Below are 22,201 nucleotides of genomic sequence, written 5' to 3'. Positions count from 1 at the left end.
GCGTGGCATGCGCTGGATCCTGTTGATGGTGCTGAGCGTCAGTCTGACGGCCCTGGCCGATCTCGAGTATTCGCTCAAGCCCCGGCAGATCGCCCGGGACACCTGGCTGCTGGAAGGCAGCACGGATAATTTCGCCAAGGCCAATGGCGGCAACATCGTCAACACCGCGTTCATCGTCACTGAACGCGGCGTGGTGGTGATCGACACCGGGTCGTCGAAGCGCTATGGCGAAGCGATGCGCAAAGCGATTGCCGCCACCACCGACAAGCCGGTGATCGAGGTCTTGCTGACCCATCACCACCCGGACCATGTACTGGGCAATCAAGCCTTCAGCGACGTGCCGATCGGCGCGTTGGCCGGCACCACCGAGCTGTTGCATCAGCAAGGCGATGCGATGGCCGAGAATATGTACCGGATGGTCGGGGACTGGATGCGTGGCACCGAAGTGGTGTTGCCGACCCAGACACTGACGCCCGGTGTGAAAAGTTTTGGGGATCATGATTTGCGCTTGCTGAGCCTGGGTGGGCATACGGGCGCGGATCTGGCTATTCTCGACCAGCAAACCGGCGTGCTGTTTGCCGGGGACCTGGTGTTTTATCAGCGGGCGCTGACCACGCCCAACAGCCCTGGGCTGTCAGTGTGGCTGGCGGACATCGCCACCTTGCAGGGCTTGCCCTGGACGCTGGTCGTGCCGGGTCATGGGCCGGTGGCCAGCGACCGGCAACCCTTCGAGCAAATGCGCGATTACCTGACCTGGCTCGATCAGCTCATGCGCGACGGAGCCGCCAATGGCAGCGACATGGCCGAGATGATCCGCAGCCCCATCCCTGAGCGTTTTGCCGGGATCAACCTTACCCGTTATGAACTGATCCGCAGCGTCAGCCATCTGTACCCGCGCTACGAGCGCGAGCGGATGACGCGGGTGGATTCCAGTGCCGGCAAATGATGCTTTTCTGTAGGCGCGAGCCTGCTCCGGGCGGCGTTCCGACGATGGACGTCAACGATAACGCAAGCTGCCTGGATGAACGCGGTGCTCTGACGTTTTTCGCGAGCAGGCTCGCTCCTACAGGGGGGCGGCGCCGTTCACAAAATCTCGCGTCCATCTCACCCGAACCTGTACCAAGGAACTAGCAATCTCCTCATTGCGGGCAATTGTTGCCAGCGCGGCGGCGCCCAAGAATCTGCATCAGACCGGGACAATTATCCGGACATAACAAAAATCCGCAGAGGAAGCCGTCATGACCCAACCCGCACGTCGCCAGCCCTTCGTCTTGAGCCTGCTGCTCAGTGCCATGCTGTTGTCCGGCCAGGCATTGGCCGGGGTTTCCGACCAGGACATTCTCCAGGACCCGAAAAACCCCGAACAGGTCGTGACCAATGGCCTGGGTGTCCAGGGGCAGCGCTACAGCCCGCTGGACATTCTCAACGTCGACAACGTCAAGGAGCTGCGCCCGGCGTGGGCGTTTTCCTTCGGCGGCGAAAAGCAGCGCGGCCAGCAGGCGCAGCCGATGGTCAAGGACGGCGTGATGTACATGACCGGGTCCTACTCGCGGGTGTTTGCCGTGGACGCACGCACCGGCAAGAAACTCTGGCAATACGATGCGCGCCTGCCGGATGACATCCGTCCGTGCTGTGACGTGATCAACCGTGGCGTCGCGCTGTATGGCGACCTGGTGATTTTCGGCACCCTCGACGCCAAGCTCGTGGCGTTGAACAAGGACACCGGCAAGGTGGTGTGGAGCAAGAAAGTCGCCGACCACAAGGAAGGTTACTCGATCAGTGCCGCGCCGCTGGTGATCAACGGCAAGCTGATTACCGGCGTGGCCGGTGGCGAGTTCGGTGTGGTGGGCAAGATCGAAGCCTATGACCCGAAAAACGGCGATCTGCTGTGGACCCGTCCAACGGTCGAAGGCCACATGGGCTTCGTCTACAAGGACGGCAAAGCGGTGGAGAACGGTATCTCCGGCGGCGAGGTGGGCAAGACCTGGCCGGGCGATCTCTGGAAAACCGGCGGCGCAGCCCCTTGGCTTGGCGGTTACTACGACCCGGAAACCAACCTGCTGCTGTTCGGTACCGGTAACCCGGCGCCGTGGAACTCGCACCTGCGCCCTGGCGATAACCTCTACTCTTCGTCGCGCCTGGCGCTCAACCCGGACGATGGCACCATCAAATGGCACTTCCAGAGCACGCCGCACGACGGTTGGGACTACGACGGCGTGAACGAACTGGTGTCGTTCAACTACAGCGAAGGTGGCAAGGAAATCAAGGCGGCAGCCACTGCCGACCGCAACGGTTTCTTCTACGTGCTGGATCGCACCAACGGCAAATTCATCCGTGGCTTCCCGTTCGTGGACAAGATCACCTGGGCCACCGGCCTGGATAAAACCGGCCGGCCGATCTACAACGAAGCCAGCCGTCCCGGTGCCCCGGGCTCTGAGGTCAAGGGCAGTTCGGTCTTCGTAGCACCGGCGTTCCTTGGTGCGAAAAACTGGATGCCAATGGCCTACAACAAAGACACCGGGCTGTTTTATGTGCCATCCAACGAATGGGGCATGGACATCTGGAACGAAGGCATCGCCTACAAGAAAGGCGCGGCGTTCCTCGGCGCCGGTTTCACCATCAAGCCGCTGAACGAAGACTATATCGGCGTGCTGCGTGCGATCGATCCGAAAACCGGCAAGGAAGTCTGGCGCCACAAGAACTACGCGCCGCTGTGGGGCGGGGTGCTGACCACCAAGGGCAACCTGGTGTTCACCGGCACGCCTGAAGGTTTCCTGCAGGCGTTCAATGCCAAGACCGGCGAGAAGGTCTGGGAATTCCAGACCGGGTCCGGCGTGCTCGGCTCGCCCGTGACCTGGGAAATGGACGGCGAACAGTACGTCTCGGTGCTCTCCGGCTGGGGCGGCGCGGTACCGCTGTGGGGCGGCGAAGTGGCCAAGCGGGTGAAGGACTTCAACCAGGGCGGCATGCTCTGGACCTTCAAACTGCCGAAGGACCTCGTGGCCAAGCACTGATGGTACGCAACATACCTTGTAGGAGCTGGCTTGCCAGCGAAGAGGCCCTTCAGTCATGCATCGCCCATGAAGACGCCTTCGCCAGCAAGCCGGCTCCTACTAAATAACGAGAGCCCCTCCTGCCAACGATGCATTCGTCTGGCGCGCGGGGCTCTCTAGTATCGGCTCATCGCCTGTCAGCACGACGGGCATCGACCCAGACAGAGGCCCACCATGATCTACGCACAACCCGGAACCCCAGGCGCCGTTGTTACCTTCAAACCGCGCTATGGCAACTTTATCGGCGGCGAGTTCGTCGCCCCGGTCAATGGCGAATACTTCACCAACACCTCGCCGGTCAACGGTGAAGTCATCGCCGAGTTCCCGCGCTCCAGCGCCGCCGACATCGACAAAGCCCTCGACGCCGCGCATGCCGCTGCAGATGCCTGGGGCAAGACCTCGGCCCAGGACCGCTCCCTGGTGCTGCTGAAAATCGCCGACCGAATCGAGCAGAACCTCGAAGTGCTCGCCGTTACCGAAACCTGGGACAACGGCAAAGCCGTTCGCGAAACGCTGAACGCCGACGTGCCGCTGGCGGCTGACCATTTCCGTTACTTCGCCGGGTGCATCCGCGCTCAGGAAGGTGGCGCTGCCGAGATCAACGAGCTAACCACGGCCTATCACTTCCACGAACCGCTGGGCGTGGTCGGGCAGATCATTCCGTGGAACTTCCCGCTGCTGATGGCCGCCTGGAAACTCGCCCCGGCCCTGGCCGCCGGTAACTGCATCGTGCTCAAGCCTGCCGAGCAAACGCCGCTGTCGATCATGGTTTTCGCCGAGCTGATCGCCGACTTGCTGCCAGCGGGCGTGCTGAACATCGTTCAGGGCTTCGGTCGCGAAGCCGGCGAAGCCCTGGCTACCAGCAAGCGCATCGCCAAGATCGCCTTCACCGGTTCGACCCCGGTGGGCGCGCACATCATGCATTGCGCCGCCGAGAACATCATCCCGAGCACCGTCGAGCTGGGCGGCAAGTCGCCGAACATCTTCTTCGAAGACATCATGAACGCCGAACCTGCGTTCATCGAAAAAGCCGCCGAAGGTCTGGTGCTGGCGTTCTTCAACCAGGGCGAAGTCTGCACCTGCCCATCCCGGGCGCTGGTCCAGGAATCCATCTACGAGCCGTTCATGGCCCAGGTGATGAAGAAGATCGTCAAGATCAAGCGCGGCAACCCGCTGGACACCGAGACCATGGTCGGCGCCCAGGCGTCCGAGCAGCAATACGACAAGATCCTCTCGTACCTGACCATTGCCCAGGAGGAGGGCGCCGAGTTGCTCACCGGCGGCGCGGCCGAACGTCTGGAAGGCGACCTGTCCAGCGGCTATTACATCCAGCCGACCCTGCTCAAGGGTCATAACAAGATGCGCGTGTTCCAGGAAGAAATCTTCGGCCCGGTGGTGGGTATCACCACCTTCAAGGACGAAGCCGAAGCCCTGGCGATTGCCAACGACAGCGAGTTCGGCCTCGGCGCTGGCCTGTGGACCCGCGACATCAACCGCGCCTACCGCATGGGCCGGGCGATCAAGGCCGGGCGCGTGTGGACCAACTGCTACCACCTGTACCCGGCGCATGCCGCGTTTGGGGGTTACAAGAAGTCCGGCGTCGGTCGGGAGAATCACAAGATGATGCTCGATCACTATCAGCAGACCAAAAACCTGCTGGTGAGCTACGACATCAATCCGCTGGGCTTCTTCTAACCCGACTCGAAATCGGGTAACGGCGTTCGCTGGCAAGCCAGCTCCTACAGGAATGCGCAATACCTGTAGGAGCTGGCTTGCCAGCGAATGGCTGTATCTGACACCGCGCATACCCCCTACCAAATCACCCCGCCAACTCCTTCGAAAGTAGCATTCGGGCACTCAACGCCCCGTGCATTAATGGCTCTACCGGAATCACCCGGGCACAAGAAGAGGAATGACCCATGTGGACTAAACCCGCGTTTACCGATCTGCGCATTGGCTTCGAAGTGACGATGTATTTCGCCAACCGTTGATTGATCACCCGGCCAGCCGCTGCGTTGGCCGGGCCTGCCTTCTGGAGCATCCGCCATGCACATCCGTATCCTCGGTTCCGCCGCTGGCGGTGGTTTTCCGCAGTGGAACTGCAACTGCCGCCAGTGCGCCGGTGTGCGCAATGGCAGCCTGCGGGCACAGCGCCGTACGCAGTCGTCGATTGCCCTGAGTGACGACGGTGTGGAGTGGGTGCTGTGCAACGCTTCCCCGGACATTCGCGCGCAACTCGAGAGTTTTGCGCCACTGCAACCGGCACGGCGCCTGCGTGACAGCGCCATCGCCGGTATCGTGCTGCTGGACAGCCAGATCGACCATTGCACCGGTTTGCTCAGCCTGCGTGAAGGTTGCCCGCATGACGTGTGGTGCACCGAGCGCGTGCATCAGGATCTGAGCAGTGGTTTCCCGCTGTTCAACATGCTCGGACACTGGAACGCTGGGTTGCAATGGCAGCCGATCGGTCTTGAGCGTCAGCCGTTCAGCATCCCGGCCTGTGAACACCTACAGTTGCGCGCCATTCCTCTGGTGAGCAACGCGCCGCCGTATTCGCCCAATCGCGGCAACCCGCAACCGGGCGACACCATTGGCTTGTTCATCGAAGACCTGCGCAACGGCGCCTCGCTGTTCTATGCGCCTGGCCTGGGTCGAATTGACGATGAAGTGCTGGGCTGGATGCAGCGTGCCGATTGCCTGCTGCTGGACGGCACCCTGTGGCGTGATGACGAAATGCGCATCTGTGAAGTCGGCCAGAGCCTGGGCAGCGACATGGGACACCTCGCACAAAGCGGCCCCGGCGGGATGCTTGAAGTGCTGGAGGATTTCAACCGCCAGCGCAAGGTGCTGATCCACATCAACAACACCAATCCCATTCTCGACGAAGACTCCGCCGAACGGGCCTTGCTGGAGCGGCGGGGGATTGAAGTGGCTTATGACGGCATGAGTATTGAGCTGTAGCGAAGGACGCCTTCGCTGGCAAGCCAACTCCCACAGGGTTCTGCGGTGTACACAAAAACCTGTGGGAGCTGGCTTGCCAGCGCTGAGACCAGACCAGACACAGCAGATTCCCCGGAGACCCGCAATGACCGACACCCCCATGACCCCAAGCGAATTCGAGCAGACCCTGCGCGCCAAGGGCGCCTATTACCACATCCACCACCCATTCCACCAAGCCATGTACGCCGGCCGCGCCAGCCGCGAGCAGATTCAGGGCTGGGTCGCTAACCGCTTTTACTATCAGGTCAACATCCCCCTGAAAGACGCCGCGATTCTCGCCAACTGCCCGGACCGCGACGTGCGCCGGGAATGGCTGCAACGGATTCTCGACCACGATGGCGTCCCCGGCAGCGAGGGCGGCATCGAAGCCTGGCTGCGCCTGGGTGAAGCGGTGGGGCTGGATCGCGAGCAGATTGTGTCTCAGGAACTGGTGCTGCCCGGCGTTCGGTTCGCCGTGGACGCCTACGTCAATTTCGCCCGTCGCGCCTGTTGGCAGGAAGCGGCCAGCAGCTCGCTGACCGAATTGTTCGCGCCGCAGATCCATCAATCGCGACTCGACGCCTGGCCGACTCACTATCCGTGGATCGACGTCGCCGGCTACGACTACTTTCGCACACGCCTGAGCCAGGCGCGGCGCGATGTCGAGCACGGTTTGCGCATCACGCTGGCGCACTACGTGACCGCCGAGGGGCAGCAACGCATGCTCGACATTCTGCAATTCAAGCTCGACGTGCTGTGGAGCATGCTCGATGCCATGAGCATGGCCTACGAGCTGGAACGCCCGCCGTATCACACGGTCACCGGCGACAACGTCTGGCATCGGGGGATCGCCCTGTGAGCCTGATCAATCGCCAGCAGTCACCGGCCTTGCGTCGCGGTTTTCGCCTGCAATGGGAGCCGCGCCAGGACTGTCACGTGCTGCTCTACCCCGAAGGCATGATCAAACTCAACGCCAGTGCCGGACAGATCCTTGGCCTGATCAACGGCCAGCGCAGCGTCGCGACCATCATTGAACAATTGACCACGGTGTTCCCCGGCGTTCCGGGAATCGATGAGGATGTGCTGGCATTCCTGGAGGTGGCGCATGCGCAGTTCTGGATCGAGTGAGACGCTGCCCGGCCCGCCGTTATGGCTGCTTGCCGAACTGACTTATCGCTGTCCGCTGCAATGCCCGTATTGCTCCAACCCGTTGGACTTTGCCCGGCACGGCGAGGAGCTGAGTACGCAAGAATGGATTCGCGTTTTCGGTGAAGCGCGAGAGATGGGTGCCGCGCAATTGGGTTTTTCCGGGGGCGAGCCGTTGGTGCGTCAGGACCTGGCCGAGTTGATCAAAGCTGCGCGGGACATGGGCTACTACACCAACCTGATCACCTCCGGCATCGGCCTGACCGAGCAAAAGGTGCGCGATTTCAAGGTGGCCGGGCTGGACCATATCCAGATCAGCTTCCAGGCCGCCGACGAGGCGGTGAACAACATGCTCGCCGGCTCGCGCAAGGCCTTTGCACAGAAACTCGCCATGGCCCGTGCGGTGAAAGCCCAGGGCTATCCGATGGTGCTGAACTTTGTCACCCATCGGCACAACATCGACCGGATCGCGCAAATCATCGACTTGTGCCTGGCGCTGGAAGCGGATTTTGTTGAGTTGGCCACCTGCCAATTCTATGGCTGGGCGGAGCTCAATCGCGTCGGCCTGTTGCCCACCCGCGAGCAGTTGCAGCGTGCCGAGCGCATCACCTATGAATACCGCGAACGCCTTGATGCCCAGGGTCATCCGTGCAAGCTGATCTTCGTCACCCCGGACTACTACGAAGAGCGTCCCAAGACCTGCATGAATGGTTGGGCCAACCTGTTTCTCGACATCACTCCCGACGGCACAGCCTTGCCTTGCCACAGTGCGCGGCAATTGCCGGTACCGTTTCCCAACGTGCGCGAGCACAGCCTCTCGCACATCTGGAACGAGTCCTTCGGCTTCAATCGTTTTCGTGGCGATGACTGGATGAAAGAACCGTGCCGCTCCTGCGATGAAAAACACAAGGACCTGGGTGGGTGCCGCTGCCAGGCCTTCATGCTGACCGGCGATGCCAGCAATGCCGACCCGGTGTGCAGCAAGTCGCCGCATCACGGTGTGATCCTCAAGGCCCGTGAAGAAGCCGAGGAACCGGGGCAGGGGATCGAACACCTGACGCTGCGCAATGCGAAGGCTTCGCAGCTGATCTATCGCGGATAGCCCAGCGACAAAAATCCCCTGTAGGAGCGAGCCTGCTCGCGATGGTGTGCCAGTTGACTTTGGTTTGCTGACACACCATCGCGAGCAAGCTCGCTCCTACAGTGATCTGTGTCTGGGCCAGTGACCTTGGTCTGATTGCATTCACAGCTGGATGGTTTAGTGTGGTTTCTACCTTCCAAAACAATAAAAACAGGCTTTCCAATGAGCCAGAGTCTCAACCAGCTGCGTAAATTCGTGTCCCCTGAAATCATCTTCGGCGCCGGTAGCCGGCACAGTGTCGGCAATTACGCCAAGACCTTTGGCGCACGCAAGGTCCTGGTGGTCAGTGACCCCGGTGTGGTTGCCGCCGGTTGGGTCGCCGATGTCGAGGCCAGCCTGCAAGCGCTGGGCATCGAGTACTGCCTGTACACCGACGTTTCACCGAACCCACGGGTGGAGGAAGTGATGCGCGGTGCCGAGTTGTACCGGGAAAACCACTGCGACGTGATCGTCGCCGTCGGTGGCGGCAGCCCGATGGATTGCGGCAAAGGCATCGGTATCGTTGTTGCCCATGGCCGCAGCATCCTTGAGTTTGAAGGCGTGGACACCATCCGCGTGCCCAGCCCGCCGCTGATCCTGATTCCGACCACCGCCGGCACCTCGGCCGATGTCTCGCAATTCGTGATCATTTCCAACCAGCAGGAACGCATGAAGTTCTCCATCGTCAGCAAGGCCGTGGTGCCCGACGTTTCGCTGATCGACCCGGAAACCACCTTGAGCATGGACCCGTTCCTGTCGGCCTGTACCGGCATCGACGCCCTGGTGCATGCCATCGAGGCCTTTGTTTCCACCGGTAACGGACCGCTGACCGATCCCCATGCGCTTGAAGCCATGCGCCTGATCAACGGTAACCTGGTGCAGATGATCGCTAACCCGACGGACATCGCGCTGCGCGAAAAAATCATGCTCGGCAGCATGCAGGCCGGGTTGGCGTTCTCCAACGCGATCCTCGGTGCGGTGCATGCCATGTCCCATAGTCTGGGCGGTTTTCTCGACTTGCCCCACGGCTTGTGCAACGCAGTGTTGGTGGAGCATGTGGTGGCGTTCAACTACAACTCGGCGCCGGATCGCTTCAAGGTGATTGCCGAAACGTTGGGCATCGATTGCCGAGGCCTGAACCACCGGCAGATTTGCGGGCGACTGGTCGAACACCTGATCGCGCTGAAGCGTGCCATCGGTTTCCACGAGACCCTGGGTCTGCACGGGGTCAGGACCTCGGACATTCCGTTTCTGTCGCAGCATGCGATGCACGATCCGTGCATCCTGACCAACCCGCGCGAATCCAGTCAGCGTGACGTCGAGGTCGTGTATGGCGAAGCCCTCTGACGAGCAGCAAAGGGCGCTGACCGGCCTGTTGGGACTGGGTAATCACTCGGCCCGCAAGAGCCATTACCCGGAGCTGGCTGCGCGCCTGGATGAACTGGAGGCCGAGCGCAATCGTTACAAGTGGCTCTTTGAAAACGCGGTGAATGGCATCTTCCAGGCCAGCCTGCGCGATGGCATGCGCGCCGCCAATCCGGCACTGGCACACATGCTTGGCTACAAGGATCCGCAGGAAGTGCTGTTTTCCCTGACGGACCTGGCCGCCAACCTGTTTATCGACGGCACGCCGGAGCTGGAACACATCGGCGAAATCCTCACCCGCGAACGCAGCCTGAACGCCTATGAAACCCGTCTGCGCCGCAAGGATGGCAGCCACATCGATGTGCTGATGAACCTGTTGCTCAAGCCGGGGCATGAGGAGCTGGTCGAAGGATTTGTCGCCGACATCACCGAGCGCAAACAGGCGCAGCGACACTTGCAGCAGCTCAACGATGAACTGGAGCACCGCGTCGCCGCTCGCACCGATGAATTACTCGAGGCCAATCGAAATCTTCAGCAGCAGATCGTCCAGCGCAAACTGATCGCCAGGGCCTTGCGCCATGCCCGGGATGCGGCGCAGGCCGCCAATCACAGCAAGGACAAATACCTCGCCGCCGCCAGCCACGACCTGCTGCAACCGCTGAACGCCGCACGGTTGCTGATTTCTACCTTGCGCGAGCGCCAGTTGCCGGCATCCGAACAGGTGCTGGTAGAGCGCACCCATCAAGCCCTTGAAGGCGCCGAGGACCTGCTCACGGATCTGCTCGATATTTCCCGGCTCGATCAGGCCGCCGTCAAACCTGACGTTGCGCCTTATCACCTCGACGAGTTGTTCGGGCCGCTGGTGTCGGAGTTCCAGTCGGTTGCGCAGGCGGAAGGCTTGAACCTGCGCGTGCACGCGGTCGATTGCGCCATCAATACCGATTTACGTCTGCTGACGCGGATCCTGCGTAATTTCCTCAGCAATGCCTGTCGTTATACCGACGAGGGCAGCATTCTGCTGGGGGCCAGGCGTCGCGGCGCGATGTTGCGCCTTGAGGTGTGGGACACCGGGCGCGGGATCGCCGCGGATCGCCTGGACTCGATCTTCCTGGAGTTCAATCAACTGGACGTCGGACGCGCCGCCGACCGCAAAGGTGTTGGTCTGGGGCTGGCGATTGTCGAGCGCATCGCCAAGATTCTCGGTTATACCATCGGCGTGAAATCGGCGCCGGGGCGCGGTTCGATGTTCAGCATCGACGTGCCGATTTCCGCCGAGGTTCCATTGCCCGTCAGCCAAACGGTGCCGCAGGCAGGGGCGGGCGACCCGTTGCCAGGGCGCCGCCTGTTGGTGCTGGACAATGAAGTGAGTATTCTCGATAGCATGAGCGCGTTGCTCGGGCAGTGGGGTTGTGACGTTGTGACAGCCACTGATGAAACTTCTGCGCTGGTTGCGTTGGGCGGTCACGCACCGGATTTGATACTGGCGGACTATCACCTCGATCACGGCGTGGTTGGCTGTGAGGTGGTCCGGCATTTGCGCGAGCACTTTGTGCAGAACATTCCCGCCGTGATCATCACCGCCGACCGCACCGACCAGTGCCGGCGCTCCCTGCAACGACTCGCTGCACCGCTGCTGAACAAACCGGTGAAGCCAGGCAAGTTGCGCGCGGTGTTGAGCCAGTTACTGGGTTAACGCGTTTATATCGCTCGATATTGCAGGCTGAACCCCAGTTGCGCGGATTGCCCTTGTTCCAGCAAGCGCAATCCCGGCCGACCGGGCAAGTGATGTGCATTGACCGGGTGGCTGACCGGCTCAATGCAGAAAAACGCCAGGCCCAGGGGGCAGTAGAGCAGGTAGTAATCGCTGCCGCTGGCCTGGCATTGCAGTTCATAACCAAGGTCCGGTTGCTGGATCAGGCAGTGGCCATCCCACGCGCAAAATCCGTTATCGACAAGCGTTTCGGGTAATGCATTGGGTTGCTGAAAGCTCCACTCTTGCGGCAATTCGCTGAGTCGGGTCGGTAGTTTTTTCGAATCGCACAACCAGACCTGTTGCGCCGGCGCTTGCAGTAGTGTGTTCGCCGTACGTGGCAGAAACGGGTGCAAGCCCAACCCGTGCCACGCAGCGCGTTCGGCAAGATGGGTGACATGCAGCTCGATGCTCAGCTTGCCCGCGTTCAGATGAAAACGCTGCCGGGCGCGGTAGGCGAAGGGGGTTGTGCTGTCGAGTTGCAGAACCACTTCGTTCGCTGAATGAGACACCACCTGCCAGGGTTGTTGCCAGGCGCTGCCGTGGATGGGCAGGGGATCGGTGAGGCTGTTCGGCGCAAGGGCCAGCCAACCATCGGGGCAGTCGAAACCGCCTTCGGCAATGCGGTTGGACCAGGGGATCAAGGGAAAACAGCCGAGTTTGCCCGGCAGGCCGGTGTTCAGGGCGTGCTCATCGGCGTGTCGCAGCAAGGGCAGGCCGGTGCTGCGCACAGTCCAGTTGACGATGCTCGCCCCGAGTTCCGGGGCGAGGGTGAGGCGGGTGAATTCGTCTTCGAGTTCGAGCAGTGTTGGCTTCATATTGACCAGCGATGTAGGCGAATGCAGGGAATGCTTTGTGTAGGAGCCCGGCTTGCCGGCGATGACGTCCTTGAGATGGCCATCGCCGGCAAGCCGGCTCCTACAGAAAAGCGTTACAACACCAGATGCGGCAACCACAGCGACAACGCAGGAATGTAGGTCACGGCCATCAGCACCAGGAACAGCACGCCGTAGAACGGCAGCAGGGCTTTGACGGTCGATTCGATGCTGACTTTACCCACGGCCGATCCCACAAAGAGCACCGCGCCCACCGGCGGCGTTATCAAGCCGATCCCCAGGTTCACCAGCATGATCATGCCGAATTGCACCGGGTCCACGCCGATGCCGAGGATCACCGGCATCAAAATCGGCGTGAGGATCAGGATCAGCGGCGCCATGTCCATCACCGTGCCCAACAACAGCAGCATGACGTTGATGCACATCAGGATCACGTAACGGTTGTCCGACAGGGTCAGGAACATCGTGGTGATCTTCGCCGGGATCTGCATCAGCGTCATGATGTAGCCGAAGCTCGCGGCGAAGCCGATCAGGATCATCACGATCGAAATCGTGCGCACCGTGCGATGCATCAATTTCGGCAGCTCGCGCCACTTGTAGTCGCGGTAGATGAACATGGTGACGAAGAACGACCACAGCACGGCAATCGCCGCCGATTCGGTCGCGGTGAAAATGCCCGACAAAATGCCGCCGAGGATGATCACCATCGCCATCAGGCCCCACATGGCTTCGCCGCAGATCTTCAGCGCTTCGCGCATCGGAATGACTTCGCCCTTGGGGTAGTCACGCTTTTTGGCGAAGATCAGGCACAGCACCATCAGGCACGCGCTCATCAACAGGCCCGGCACCACACCGGCCATGAACAGCGAGGCAATCGACACCGTACCGCCCGCGGCCAGCGAGTACAGCACCGAGTTGTGGCTCGGTGGTGTCAGCAGGGCCTGCACCGAGCCGCTGACGGTCACGGCCGTGGCGAATTCACGGGGATAGCCACGACGCTCCATCTCCGGAATCAACACCGAACCGACCGAGGCGGTGTCCGCCACCGAGGAACCGGAGATCGCACCGAAGAAGGTCGAAGCCATGATGTTGACCAGCGACAAGCCGCCGCGCACAAAGCCCACCAGCACCCCGGCGAACGCCACGAGCCGGCGCGACATGCCACCCTCGGCCATGATCGCGCCGGCCAGGACGAAGAACGGAATCGCCAACAGCGAGAATTTGTTCACGCCCCCGGCGACCTGAATCATCAAGGCCTGGAAGGGGATATCGATCCACCACGCACCGATCAGCGCCGAAAGGCCCAGCGCGTAGGCGACCGGCATGCCGATCAGGATCAAAGCGATGAAGCTGCCGAGCAGAATCAGAGCGTCCATTAAGCGGCACCTTCATTTTCTTCAACGAGGTCGAAACGCACGACCCGACGGTTGCTCTGATCACCGAGCAAGAGTTTTTCCAGAACAAAAATCAATGTCAGCACGCCGCCCACCGGGATCGGCATGTAGGTGATGCCCACGCGCAGCGTCGGCAGGGCGCTCATGAACTGGTTCCAGGTGGACAGGCATAACTTGGTGCCCCAGATCGCCATGAACAGGCAGATGGTCGCCATCAGCAGTTGCGACAGCACGCTGACGGCTTTGCGCATTTCGGCGGGCATGCGGTCGGTGAGCATCGCCACCGCCATGTGTGCACCGGCGCGATAACTGGCAGCGGCGCCGATGAAGGTGAAGACCATCATCAGCAGGATCGCCGTAGGCTCCGGCCAGCTGGAGCCGGTGCCGAGGACGTAACGGGCGAACACGCCCCAGGGGATCATCAGGGAAATGGCCAATACCGACAGGCCCGCGACCCAGATGCAGGTCATGTAGATCCTGTCGTTGATACGCAGCAATAGATTCTTCATCGGGTTCCACCGTAACCGGGCACCCACGGACGTACACCCACGTGCGCGGTGCCGGGCCTTTCCAGAATTCAGGGAGGGTTACTGAACGGCTTCGATGCGCTTGATCAGATCGGCGTAAGGCGCGCCGTATTTTTCGCGGACCGAGGCGGTGGCTTCGTAGAAAGGTTTCTTGTCGACGGTGATGAATTCGACGCCGGCAGCCTTGAGCTTCTCTTCGCTGCTGGCCGATTTCGCGTCCCACAGGGTGCGTTCCTGAGCCTGGGCGGCTTTCGCGGTTTTCTTCACCAGTGCTTGCTGCTCGGGCGTGAGTTTTTCCCAAGTGATTTTCGACATCACGATCGGCTCCGGCAGAATCAGGTGACCGGTCAGGCTGTAGTACTTGGCGTTCTGGTAGTGGTTGTGTTCGAGCAGGGTCGGCGGGTTGTTTTCCGCGCCGTCGATCACGCCGGTCTGCAAGGCACTGAAGATTTCGCCGGTGTCCATCGCAATGCCGTTGCCGCCCATGGCATTGATGGTTTCGATGAACATCGGGTTGCCTTGCACGCGGATCTTCATGCCCTTGAGGTCGGCGAGGCTGCGCACCGGTTTCTTGGTGTAGATGTTGCGCGTGCCGCCATCCATCCAGGCCAGGGCGACCAGGTTGAATTCGGAGTTGGTGATCTTGTCGAGGATTGCATCGCCGACTTCACCGTCGATGACTTTGCGCATGTGCGCCTGGTCGCGGAACACGAACGGCATGTTGAACACGTTCACATCCGGCACCACCGGGCCGACGATGCCGAGGCTGACCCGGGCCATCTGGATCGCGCCGACCTGGGCCTGTTCGATCACTTCCTTTTCCGAGCCGAGCACACCGCCGGCGAACATCTTGAAGGTCAGCGCGCCATTGCTGTCGGCCACCAGGGTTTTGCCCAGTTGCTCTTCAGCCAGCACGGTGGGGTAACCGGCCGGATGAATGTCGGCGAATTTGATTTCCAGCGCGTGGGCGGCGCTGCTGAGGGAGAAGGCGAAGGGGAGTGCAGCGGCCAGCAAGGTGCGTTTGAAGTCCATGGGGGTGTCTCCAGTTTGTTGTTGTTTTTTTAGGCACAGCGATGCAGCACAAGCTTTTTTTATGGGCTCAATCGTTGAAACGGGGTTCGGGTAAACCTTTGACGCCGGGGTCGATGGCGAACACGCCTCCGGCCAGTGACTGCGGATCATGGTCGTCACCGGGGCGAATCGAGGTCACGAATAGCGTGTCCAGTCGAGGGCCGCCGAAGGCGCACATGGTGGGTTTTTTCACCGGAACGGCGAGGGAGCGATCCAGTTGGCCGTCGGGTGTGAAGCGATGAATCAGTCCTGCGTCGTTGGCGCAAATCCAGTAGCAGCCATCGGCATCGACAGCCGCGCCGTCGGGGCGTCCACAGAATTGATTCATGTCCACGAACACGCGGCGATTGGAGGGCGTGGCGCTGTCGATGTCGTAATCGAAGGCCCAGATCTGCTGGACTTGCGGATGGGAGTCGGAGAGGTACATCGTGCGACCGTCCGGGCTGAAACCCAAACCGTTGGGCACGATGAACCCGCTCAACTGTGCGTCGACCGGGCCGCGTTGCCCGGCGCTGTAGCGGTAGAGGGTACCGTCGGCCGCGTTGTCGCCCATGTTCAACACCATGCTGCCGGCCCAGAAACGCCCCTGACGATCGCATCGGCCGTCGTTCAGACGCATGTCGGGTCGGGCGTGGTCGACGTGAGCCAACAGCTGAATGTCGAGGTTGCCGTCGTCACGCGGGTGCAGATGAAAAAAACCGGTCTCCATGCCGGCGACCCAGCCGCCGTCGCGATGCCGAGTGATACAGGCGAGCATTTGCGGGGCTTTCCAGGCATCGACCTGCCCGCTGTCGGCGCTCCAGCGTTGCAAGGTGCCCGCCGGGATATCGACCCAGTACAGAGCGTTTTCTTCAGGCACCCAGACCGGGCTTTCACCTACTGCGTTGCGGGCATCGACGATCAGTTCGGCTTGCATGGCAACTCATTCCCTTGGTTTGTGGTGGGGATCAAGCGAGACGCGCAGGCTTAGTCGCCGAACGGCCCGGCTGTGCAAAAGGCGCCGCCCTGATAGATCCGCGCCGGATCATCCGCCGCCGGAAACGGCTGGGCTTCGATTTTTTCGCGGAACACTTCAGAGCTGTCCTGTGCGACATAACCCAAGGCCGAGGCGTAGCGGTTGTCCCACCAGATGTCCTTGTTGTCGGACATGCCGTACACCACCGTGTGGCCGACATTCGGCGTGTACAGCGCGCGTTCGAGCAGTTGGGTCAGGTCGCTGAAACTCAGCCATGTGCTCATCATCCGGCGGTTGTGCGGTTCCGGGAACGAGGAGCCTATGCGCACGCTGACGGTCTCGATGCCATACCGGTCGAAGTAGAACGTGGCCATGTCTTCACCGTAGGACTTGGACAAGCCGTAGTAGCTGTCCGGGCGGCGAGGAGAGTGGGCGTCGATGACTTCGTCCTGCTTGTAGAAGCCGATGACATGGTTGGAACTGGCGAAGATCACGCGTTTCACGCCATGGCGGCGCGCGGCTTCGTAGATGTGGAACACGCCGCAGATGTTGGCGCCGAGGATCTCTTCGAACGAGCGCTCGGTCGACGCGCCGCCAAAGTGCAGGATCGCGTCCACGCCTTCGACCAGTTGATGCACCGCTTGCTTGTCGGACAGATCGCAGGGGACCACTTCTTCACGGTCATCGATGGCCGGGGCGATGTCGGCGATGTCCGACAGGCGAATCACATTGGCGTAAGGGCGCAGGCTTTCTCGCAAGACTTTACCAAGGCCACCGGCGGCGCCGGTCAGCAGCAGGCGATTGAAGGGCGTTTGGGCGGTTGCAGTGGTCGTCATGGGAATCCCTGGAAGCGGTTATTGTTCTTGATTTGTTGTAGGTTGTCGTATGACTTGAGCGAAGTATTGTTAAGCATTCCGGTTCTTGTCAACGCGACATTGGTGGAAATTGACGGAGGGTCGTTTTCTGCCCCGCAGACACAAATCTCCAGACTGACCCGCACCCTGTAGAGCGAGCCTGCATTTACAGCAGGCTGATCGGGTAGCTGATAAACACCCGGTTTTCATCGAACTCGTTCGTGCTGAAGCTCTTGCGGATGCTCGCGTTGCGCCATTTGACGTTGAGGCTTTTGAGCGGACCGCTCTGCACCGTGTAGGCCAGTTCCGATTCACGGCCCCATTCCGTGCCGTCGGTGATGGTCCCGGTGTGCACGTTGTCACCGCTGATGTAGCGGTTCATCAGGGTCAGGCCAGGCACACCGAGGGCGGCGAAGTTGTAGTCGTGGCGCACTTGCCAGGATTTTTCCCGGGCGTTGTCGTAGCTGGAGTTGTAGCTGTCGTTGGCCAGGGTGCCGCCGCTGGTGCCATTGACGCGCATCCACACATCGTCGCCGCTGAGTTTCTGCAGGCCGACATAGAAAGTGTTGCCGCCGTACTTGGCCGAGAGCAGCGCGAACGCGGTCTTGTTGTCGAGGTCGCCGGCCAGGGCACTGCCGTCTTCCTTGCCGATGAAGTAACCGAGGTTGGCGCCCAGGGTCCAGTCGCCGATGGGCTGGCTGTGGCTCAGGTTGAAATACTGCTGCTGGTAGATGTCGCTGAGTTCCGCGTACCAGACGCCAACCTGAGTGCGCTTTTCGTTGAAGGCGTATTCACCGCCACCGAAGTTGAAACGGTCCGAGCTGAAGGCCGCCGATTTGCCGTTCATGAACATGTCTTCCATGCTCGCATCGTTGCGCGGGCTGTTCTGGCGGAACTGGCCGCCGTAGAGGGTCAGGCCGCTGATCTCGGTGGAGGTCAACTGGCCGCCCTGGAAGGTTTGCGGCAGCGAACGGCCGTCGTCGGAACGCAGGATCGGCAGCACCGGCATCCACTCGCCGACCTTCAATTCGGTCTTGGAGATTTTGCCTTTCAGCGCCACACCGAGGCGGCCGAAGCTGTCGGCAGGGCGGCCATCATCATGAATCGGCAACAGCTGCGTGCCGCCGGTGCCTTTGCCGCCATCGAGCTTGACCGAGACCAGCCCCAGCACATCGGCACCAAAGCCGACTGGGCCTTGGGTGAAACCGGACTTGGCGTCGAGGATGAAGCTCTGGGTCCACTCTTCGGCCTTGCCCTGGGGGTAGGCCGGGTTGGTGTAGTTGCGGTTGAAGTAGGCGTTGCGCAGGTTCAGCGCGGCTTTGGCGTCATCGGTGAAACCTTCGGCGTGGCAGGTCAAGGGCAGGGCGAGGGCCAGACTGCCGCAACCGATCAGGCTTAGCGTCTGCAAACGGGCGAAGGTTGGGCGTGGGGTACGGGCGGACGAATTGCGGACGAGTTGGCTCACTGTGACGCTCCCTTGCTGCATTTTGTTTTTATTTTTGTCATACGTCGTCGTACAACGTTGGCGCGAATATTTGCGGGATTTTCGAGGGATGTCAATCGGAAGTTATACGATGACTAACCCATGAGTGGAATTCGAGGAAACCCCTGAGCTTGCTCCCACAGGGGGCCGGGCGTGTCAGCTTGTTTCGTTTTCCCTTGTCGCCGCGATCCAGAGCGGATGCTAGTCTTGTTTAACGCTGTCGTCAGGGAGCCCTCATGGGCAATCACAAGATCGAGATTCGTCGCAGTAACGTCGAGAAAATCCTGCTGGGGGCAGAAAAAGTCTTCGCTGAAAAAGGCTTCGGCAGTACCGCCATGGCCGACATCGCGGCCGAAGTGCAACTGCCGCGCTCCAACCTGCATTACTACTTCAGCACCAAGACCGAACTGTACAGCGCCGTGCTGTTCGATTTGCTGGAGGTGTGGAAACAGGACGCGATGTGCTTCGAGATGTTCGACGATCCGCGGGTGGTGCTCAGCAGCTATATCCGCGCCAAGATGAACCACTCGCGCAGCCGGCCCTATGGGTCGAAAGTCTGGGCCAACGAAATCATTCACGGCGCGCCGACCCTGGGCGAAGCACTGGACGCCAGCCTGTACGACTGGGCCAAGATGAAAGAAGCGAAGATACGCCAGTGGGTGGACGACAAGCGCATCCTGCCGGTTGAGCCATCAAGCCTGCTGTACATGATCTGGGCTTCGACACAGCACTACGCCGATTTTGATCATCAGGTGAATATTCTCAATGATCATCAGCCGCTGTCGGACAGGCAGTTCGAGAAAGCGGTGCAGACGGTGACGAGTGTGATTTTGCGGGGGATCGGGCTGGAACCTTGAGTTTTGTGGTGGCTGTTCGGGGCCCATCGCTGGCAAGCCAGCTCCTACAGGAGTATCGCTATCCTTGTAGGAGCTGGCTTGCCAGCGATGGCGTCAGTTCAGACACCGCCGAAGTCAGACGACAACGTGATACGGATTCCTCGGATCATGATTCCAGTCCAGAAAAGGCTTGCCATTCTCCATCGGCACCATCTCGATACAGTCCTGCACCGGGCAGGTGATCTGGCACAGGTTGCAGCCCACGCATTCCTCTTCGATCACTTCATAGCGGTGGGTTCCATCCGGTTTTTTCAGGCTGGCCACGGCCTGGTGCGAGGTGTCCTCACAGGCGATATGGCAACGGCCACAACCAATGCACGCCTCCTGATCGATTTTCGCGATCACCTGATAGTTGATGTCCAGGTACTTCCAGTCCGTGGTATTGCCCACCGCTCGCCCGGAAAATTCCGAGATGCTGGCGTAGCCCTGGCTGTCCATCCAGCGCGAAAGCCCGTCCTTCATCTCCTCGACAATCCGGAAACCATGCAGCATTGCTGCCGTGCACACCTGTACCGAACCGCAGCCCAGCGCGATGAATTCCGCGGCATCGCGCCAGTTGCCGATGCCGCCAATCCCGCTGATCGGCAGGCCTTGTGTCTGCGGGTCGCGGGCGATTTCGGCGACCATGTTCAAGGCAATCGGTTTGACCGCTGAGCCGCAATAACCGCCGTGGGTGCTTTGGCTGCCGACCATGGGGTTGGCGACCATGCGTTCCAGGTTGACGCTGGTGATCGAGTTGATGGTGTTGATCAGCGACACCGCATCGGCGCCACCGCGATGGGCCGCCCGGGCGGCGACGCGGATGTCGGTGATGTTCGGTGTGAGTTTGACGATCACCGGCAGCGAGCAATACGTCTTGCACCAGCGGGTGACCTGCTCAACATACTCCGGCACCTGACCGACTGCCGCGCCCATGCCACGTTCCGGCATGCCGTGGGGGCAACCGAAGTTCAGCTCGATCCCGTCGGCACCGGTGGCTTCCACCAGCGGCAGGATGTTTTTCCAGGACTCTTCGACACACGGCACCATCAACGAAACAATCAGCGCACGGTCCGGCCAGTCTTTTTTCACCTGGGTGATTTCCCGCAGGTTGATTTCCAGCGAGCGGTCGGTGATCAGTTCGATATTGTTGAAACCGAGCACTTCCCGGTTAGGTCCGAAATGAGCCGAGTAGCGCGACGACACGTTCACCGCCGCCGGGTCTTCACCCAGGGTTTTCCAGACCACGCCGCCCCATCCGGCCTCGAAGGCGCGGACCACGTTGTAGGCTTTGTCGGTCGGCGGCGCGGAGGCCAGCCAGAACGGATTCGGGGATTTGATGCCAGCGAAGACAATCGACAGATCGGCCATTTACGCAGCCTCCACGTTGAGCATCAGTTGAGCATTGATCGCCTCGGCGGCGCGTTTGCCGTGCTGTACCGCCTGCACGGTCAGGTCTTGATCGAGGCTGGTGCAGTCGCCGCCGGCATACACGCCGGCAATGCTGGTGCGCAGGTTCTCGTCGACCTCGATTCGTTCGCCCTGGCGCTTGAGTTCCCGGGCCAGCGGGTCGGCGAGGGCGCTGCTGTCGAAGGCCTGGCCGATGGCTTTGAAGATCGCGTCCGCCGCCAGCTCGAAGGACTCGCCAGTGGTTTGCAGACGACCGTCAACCAAATGTGTGCGCGCAAAGCGCATGCCGCGAACCCGCCCGTTGGTGTCGAGCAGGACTTCTTCGGGTTGGGCCCAGGTCAACAGGCGCACCTGATTGGCCTTGGCGATGTCCTGTTCATGATGAGTCGCGCCCATGTCCTCGACGCCCCGGCGGTACACCAGGTTGACGTCGCGCGCACCGAGGCGGGCCATTTGCACGGCCATGTCGATGGCGGTGTTGCCCGCGCCGAGGACGATGCAGTGATCGGCCAGTGGCAGTTGCGTCAGGTCATCGGCCTGGCGCAGTTCGCGGATGTAATCGGTGGCAGCGAGCAACCCGGGGGCGTCTTCGTGGTCCAGTCCCAGTTGTTTGCTGGCGTTGAGCCCGAGCCCGAGGAACACCGCGTCGAATTGTTGATGCAAATCGCTGAGGGTCAGGTTTTTCCCGAGCTTTTGCCCATGACGGATTTCGATACCGCCAATTTCCAACAGGAAGTCGAGTTCCTTCTGGGCGTAATCGTCCACCAGTTTGTATTTGGCAATCCCGTACTCGTTGAGGCCGCCAGCTTTTTCCCGCGCCTCGAAAATCACCACGTCATGCCCATGCATGGCGCTGCGGTGGGCGCAGGACAATCCGGCCGGGCCGGCACCGACGACGGCGATGCGTTTTCCTGTCGCAGCCGCACGTGCAAACGGGTGCTCGCTGAAATGCGCATTGTCCACGGCATAGCGCTGTAACAGGCCGATCAACACCGGCGCGCATTCGTGGGCGTTATTGCGCACGCAGGCCTGCTGACAAAGGATCTCCGTCGGACAGACCCGGGCGCAACTGCCACCGAGGATGTTGGCCGAGAGGATTGTCTGCGCCGCCCCCTGTACGTTGTCCTGATGGATGTTACGGATGAACGAGGGAATATCGATCTCGCTCGGGCACGCATTCACGCAGGGTGCGTCGTAGCAGTACAGGCAGCGCGAGGCCTCAAGGTGCGCCTGGCGGTCGTTGAGCGGTGGCGCCAGATCGGTGAAATGGCCGGCGAGGGCGGCCGCATTCTCGTAAGGATGCGGGAGGTGAGTCAGGGTCTTGATCACGGTATTGGCCTCACGGTTATTTGAGGTGCTGCCTCTGATGGGCATTGGTTTTTC

20 protein-coding genes are annotated in these 22,201 nt (G+C 61.0%); 11 read left to right on the top strand and 9 right to left on the bottom strand.

Annotated elements, in window-relative coordinates:
- Positions 1 to 7: 7 nt before the first annotated feature.
- The 10 genes from QMK58_RS17735 (at position 8) to QMK58_RS17690 (ending at position 11,356) form a co-directional block, all read left to right on the top strand.
- Positions 8 to 946: a quinoprotein relay system zinc metallohydrolase 1 gene (locus QMK58_RS17735; protein ID WP_320395146.1), complete on the top strand. Its 939-nt coding sequence runs from the start codon at positions 8 to 10 to the stop codon at positions 944 to 946.
- Between the two features lie 292 nt (positions 947 to 1,238).
- Complete coding sequence (locus tag QMK58_RS17730) at positions 1,239 to 3,014, top strand: PQQ-dependent methanol/ethanol family dehydrogenase (protein ID WP_053158564.1); 1,776 nt, start codon at positions 1,239 to 1,241, stop codon at positions 3,012 to 3,014.
- A gap of 213 nt (positions 3,015 to 3,227) precedes the next feature.
- Positions 3,228 to 4,748: an aldehyde dehydrogenase family protein gene (locus QMK58_RS17725; RefSeq protein ID WP_320395145.1), complete on the top strand. Its 1,521-nt coding sequence runs from the start codon at positions 3,228 to 3,230 to the stop codon at positions 4,746 to 4,748.
- A gap of 224 nt (positions 4,749 to 4,972) precedes the next feature.
- Complete coding sequence (pqqA, locus tag QMK58_RS17720) at positions 4,973 to 5,044, top strand: pyrroloquinoline quinone precursor peptide PqqA (protein WP_003253598.1); 72 nt, start codon at positions 4,973 to 4,975, stop codon at positions 5,042 to 5,044.
- 55 nt (positions 5,045 to 5,099) lie between these two features.
- The gene (gene pqqB / locus QMK58_RS17715) at positions 5,100 to 6,014 is read left to right on the top strand and encodes a pyrroloquinoline quinone biosynthesis protein PqqB (RefSeq protein ID WP_320395144.1); all 915 of its coding nucleotides are present in this window, start codon (positions 5,100 to 5,102) and stop codon (positions 6,012 to 6,014) included.
- A gap of 124 nt (positions 6,015 to 6,138) precedes the next feature.
- Positions 6,139 to 6,891 (top strand): pyrroloquinoline-quinone synthase PqqC, encoded by a 753-nt coding sequence (gene pqqC / locus QMK58_RS17710; RefSeq protein WP_320395143.1) that lies wholly within the window; start codon positions 6,139 to 6,141, stop codon positions 6,889 to 6,891.
- Complete coding sequence (gene pqqD / locus QMK58_RS17705) at positions 6,888 to 7,160, top strand: pyrroloquinoline quinone biosynthesis peptide chaperone PqqD (protein WP_053158575.1); 273 nt, start codon at positions 6,888 to 6,890, stop codon at positions 7,158 to 7,160. Before pqqC ends, pqqD begins: the two co-directional genes overlap by 4 nt.
- Positions 7,138 to 8,280: a pyrroloquinoline quinone biosynthesis protein PqqE gene (gene pqqE / locus QMK58_RS17700; protein ID WP_320395142.1), complete on the top strand. Its 1,143-nt coding sequence runs from the start codon at positions 7,138 to 7,140 to the stop codon at positions 8,278 to 8,280. Before pqqD ends, pqqE begins: the two co-directional genes overlap by 23 nt.
- 201 nt (positions 8,281 to 8,481) lie before the next feature.
- Positions 8,482 to 9,645 (top strand): alcohol dehydrogenase-like regulatory protein ErcA, encoded by a 1,164-nt coding sequence (gene ercA / locus QMK58_RS17695; protein WP_053158581.1) that lies wholly within the window; start codon positions 8,482 to 8,484, stop codon positions 9,643 to 9,645.
- Positions 9,629 to 11,356 carry a NahK/ErcS family hybrid sensor histidine kinase/response regulator gene (locus QMK58_RS17690; RefSeq protein ID WP_053158584.1) on the top strand — a complete coding sequence of 576 codons (1,728 nt, stop codon included), beginning with the start codon at positions 9,629 to 9,631 and terminating at the stop codon, positions 11,354 to 11,356. Before ercA ends, QMK58_RS17690 begins: the two co-directional genes overlap by 17 nt.
- A gap of 5 nt (positions 11,357 to 11,361) precedes the next feature.
- Here QMK58_RS17690 and QMK58_RS17685 read toward each other — a convergent pair whose 3' ends face one another.
- From QMK58_RS17685 to QMK58_RS17655, 7 genes are all read right to left on the bottom strand, one after another.
- Positions 11,362 to 12,231 (bottom strand): aldose 1-epimerase, encoded by an 870-nt coding sequence (locus tag QMK58_RS17685; protein ID WP_320395141.1) that lies wholly within the window; start codon positions 12,229 to 12,231, stop codon positions 11,362 to 11,364.
- 113 nt (positions 12,232 to 12,344) lie between these two features.
- Complete coding sequence (locus QMK58_RS17680; RefSeq protein WP_053158590.1) at positions 12,345 to 13,625, bottom strand: TRAP transporter large permease; 1,281 nt, start codon at positions 13,623 to 13,625, stop codon at positions 12,345 to 12,347.
- The gene (locus QMK58_RS17675; protein WP_053158593.1) at positions 13,625 to 14,152 is read right to left on the bottom strand and encodes a TRAP transporter small permease; all 528 of its coding nucleotides are present in this window, start codon (positions 14,150 to 14,152) and stop codon (positions 13,625 to 13,627) included. The genes QMK58_RS17680 and QMK58_RS17675 overlap by 1 nt, the downstream gene beginning before the upstream one ends.
- A gap of 78 nt (positions 14,153 to 14,230) precedes the next feature.
- Positions 14,231 to 15,202, bottom strand: a complete 972-nt coding sequence (locus QMK58_RS17670) for a TRAP transporter substrate-binding protein (RefSeq protein ID WP_053158595.1) — start codon at positions 15,200 to 15,202, stop codon at positions 14,231 to 14,233.
- A gap of 67 nt (positions 15,203 to 15,269) precedes the next feature.
- Positions 15,270 to 16,157 carry an SMP-30/gluconolactonase/LRE family protein gene (locus QMK58_RS17665; protein ID WP_053158598.1) on the bottom strand — a complete coding sequence of 296 codons (888 nt, stop codon included), beginning with the start codon at positions 16,155 to 16,157 and terminating at the stop codon, positions 15,270 to 15,272.
- A 50-nt stretch (positions 16,158 to 16,207) separates the two neighbouring features.
- Positions 16,208 to 17,032 (bottom strand): NAD-dependent epimerase/dehydratase family protein, encoded by an 825-nt coding sequence (locus QMK58_RS17660; protein ID WP_053158600.1) that lies wholly within the window; start codon positions 17,030 to 17,032, stop codon positions 16,208 to 16,210.
- A 184-nt stretch (positions 17,033 to 17,216) separates the two neighbouring features.
- Positions 17,217 to 18,515, bottom strand: coding sequence for an OprD family porin (locus QMK58_RS17655; protein WP_053158603.1), 1,299 nt, complete (start codon positions 18,513 to 18,515; stop codon positions 17,217 to 17,219).
- A 254-nt stretch (positions 18,516 to 18,769) separates the two neighbouring features.
- Between QMK58_RS17655 and QMK58_RS17650 the strand changes: the two genes are divergently transcribed.
- Entirely contained in the window at positions 18,770 to 19,390 is a 621-nt protein-coding gene (locus QMK58_RS17650) for a TetR/AcrR family transcriptional regulator (RefSeq protein WP_053158606.1), read from the top strand.
- Positions 19,391 to 19,504: 114 nt separating this feature from the next.
- Here QMK58_RS17650 and preA read toward each other — a convergent pair whose 3' ends face one another.
- Positions 19,505 to 20,779, bottom strand: a complete 1,275-nt coding sequence (preA, locus tag QMK58_RS17645; RefSeq protein ID WP_053158610.1) for an NAD-dependent dihydropyrimidine dehydrogenase subunit PreA — start codon at positions 20,777 to 20,779, stop codon at positions 19,505 to 19,507.
- Entirely contained in the window at positions 20,780 to 22,147 is a 1,368-nt protein-coding gene (locus QMK58_RS17640) for an NAD(P)-dependent oxidoreductase (protein ID WP_053159839.1), read from the bottom strand.
- Positions 22,148 to 22,201: the final 54 nt, after the last annotated feature.

Source organism: Pseudomonas sp. P8_241 (genome assembly GCF_034008315.1).
Lineage (GTDB): Bacteria > Pseudomonadota > Gammaproteobacteria > Pseudomonadales > Pseudomonadaceae > Aquipseudomonas.
The sequence above is the reverse complement of the archived record's forward strand: the minus strand, read 5'-3'. Positions and strand labels throughout refer to the sequence as shown.

Coding starts and splice junctions, on each gene's coding strand:
- QMK58_RS17735 (WP_320395146.1), top strand. CDS start 8: ATGCGCTGGATCCTGTTGATGGTGCTGAGCGTCAGTCTGACGGCCCTG.
- QMK58_RS17730 (WP_053158564.1), top strand. CDS start 1,239: ATGACCCAACCCGCACGTCGCCAGCCCTTCGTCTTGAGCCTGCTGCTC.
- QMK58_RS17725 (WP_320395145.1), top strand. CDS start 3,228: ATGATCTACGCACAACCCGGAACCCCAGGCGCCGTTGTTACCTTCAAA.
- pqqB (WP_320395144.1), top strand. CDS start 5,100: ATGCACATCCGTATCCTCGGTTCCGCCGCTGGCGGTGGTTTTCCGCAG.
- pqqC (WP_320395143.1), top strand. CDS start 6,139: ATGACCGACACCCCCATGACCCCAAGCGAATTCGAGCAGACCCTGCGC.
- pqqE (WP_320395142.1), top strand. CDS start 7,138: ATGCGCAGTTCTGGATCGAGTGAGACGCTGCCCGGCCCGCCGTTATGG.
- ercA (WP_053158581.1), top strand. CDS start 8,482: ATGAGCCAGAGTCTCAACCAGCTGCGTAAATTCGTGTCCCCTGAAATC.
- QMK58_RS17690 (WP_053158584.1), top strand. CDS start 9,629: ATGGCGAAGCCCTCTGACGAGCAGCAAAGGGCGCTGACCGGCCTGTTG.
- QMK58_RS17685 (WP_320395141.1), bottom strand. CDS start 12,231: ATGAAGCCAACACTGCTCGAACTCGAAGACGAATTCACCCGCCTCACC.
- QMK58_RS17680 (WP_053158590.1), bottom strand. CDS start 13,625: ATGGACGCTCTGATTCTGCTCGGCAGCTTCATCGCTTTGATCCTGATC.
- QMK58_RS17675 (WP_053158593.1), bottom strand. CDS start 14,152: ATGAAGAATCTATTGCTGCGTATCAACGACAGGATCTACATGACCTGC.
- QMK58_RS17670 (WP_053158595.1), bottom strand. CDS start 15,202: ATGGACTTCAAACGCACCTTGCTGGCCGCTGCACTCCCCTTCGCCTTC.
- QMK58_RS17665 (WP_053158598.1), bottom strand. CDS start 16,157: ATGCAAGCCGAACTGATCGTCGATGCCCGCAACGCAGTAGGTGAAAGC.
- QMK58_RS17660 (WP_053158600.1), bottom strand. CDS start 17,032: ATGACGACCACTGCAACCGCCCAAACGCCCTTCAATCGCCTGCTGCTG.
- QMK58_RS17650 (WP_053158606.1), top strand. CDS start 18,770: ATGGGCAATCACAAGATCGAGATTCGTCGCAGTAACGTCGAGAAAATC.
- preA (WP_053158610.1), bottom strand. CDS start 20,779: ATGGCCGATCTGTCGATTGTCTTCGCTGGCATCAAATCCCCGAATCCG.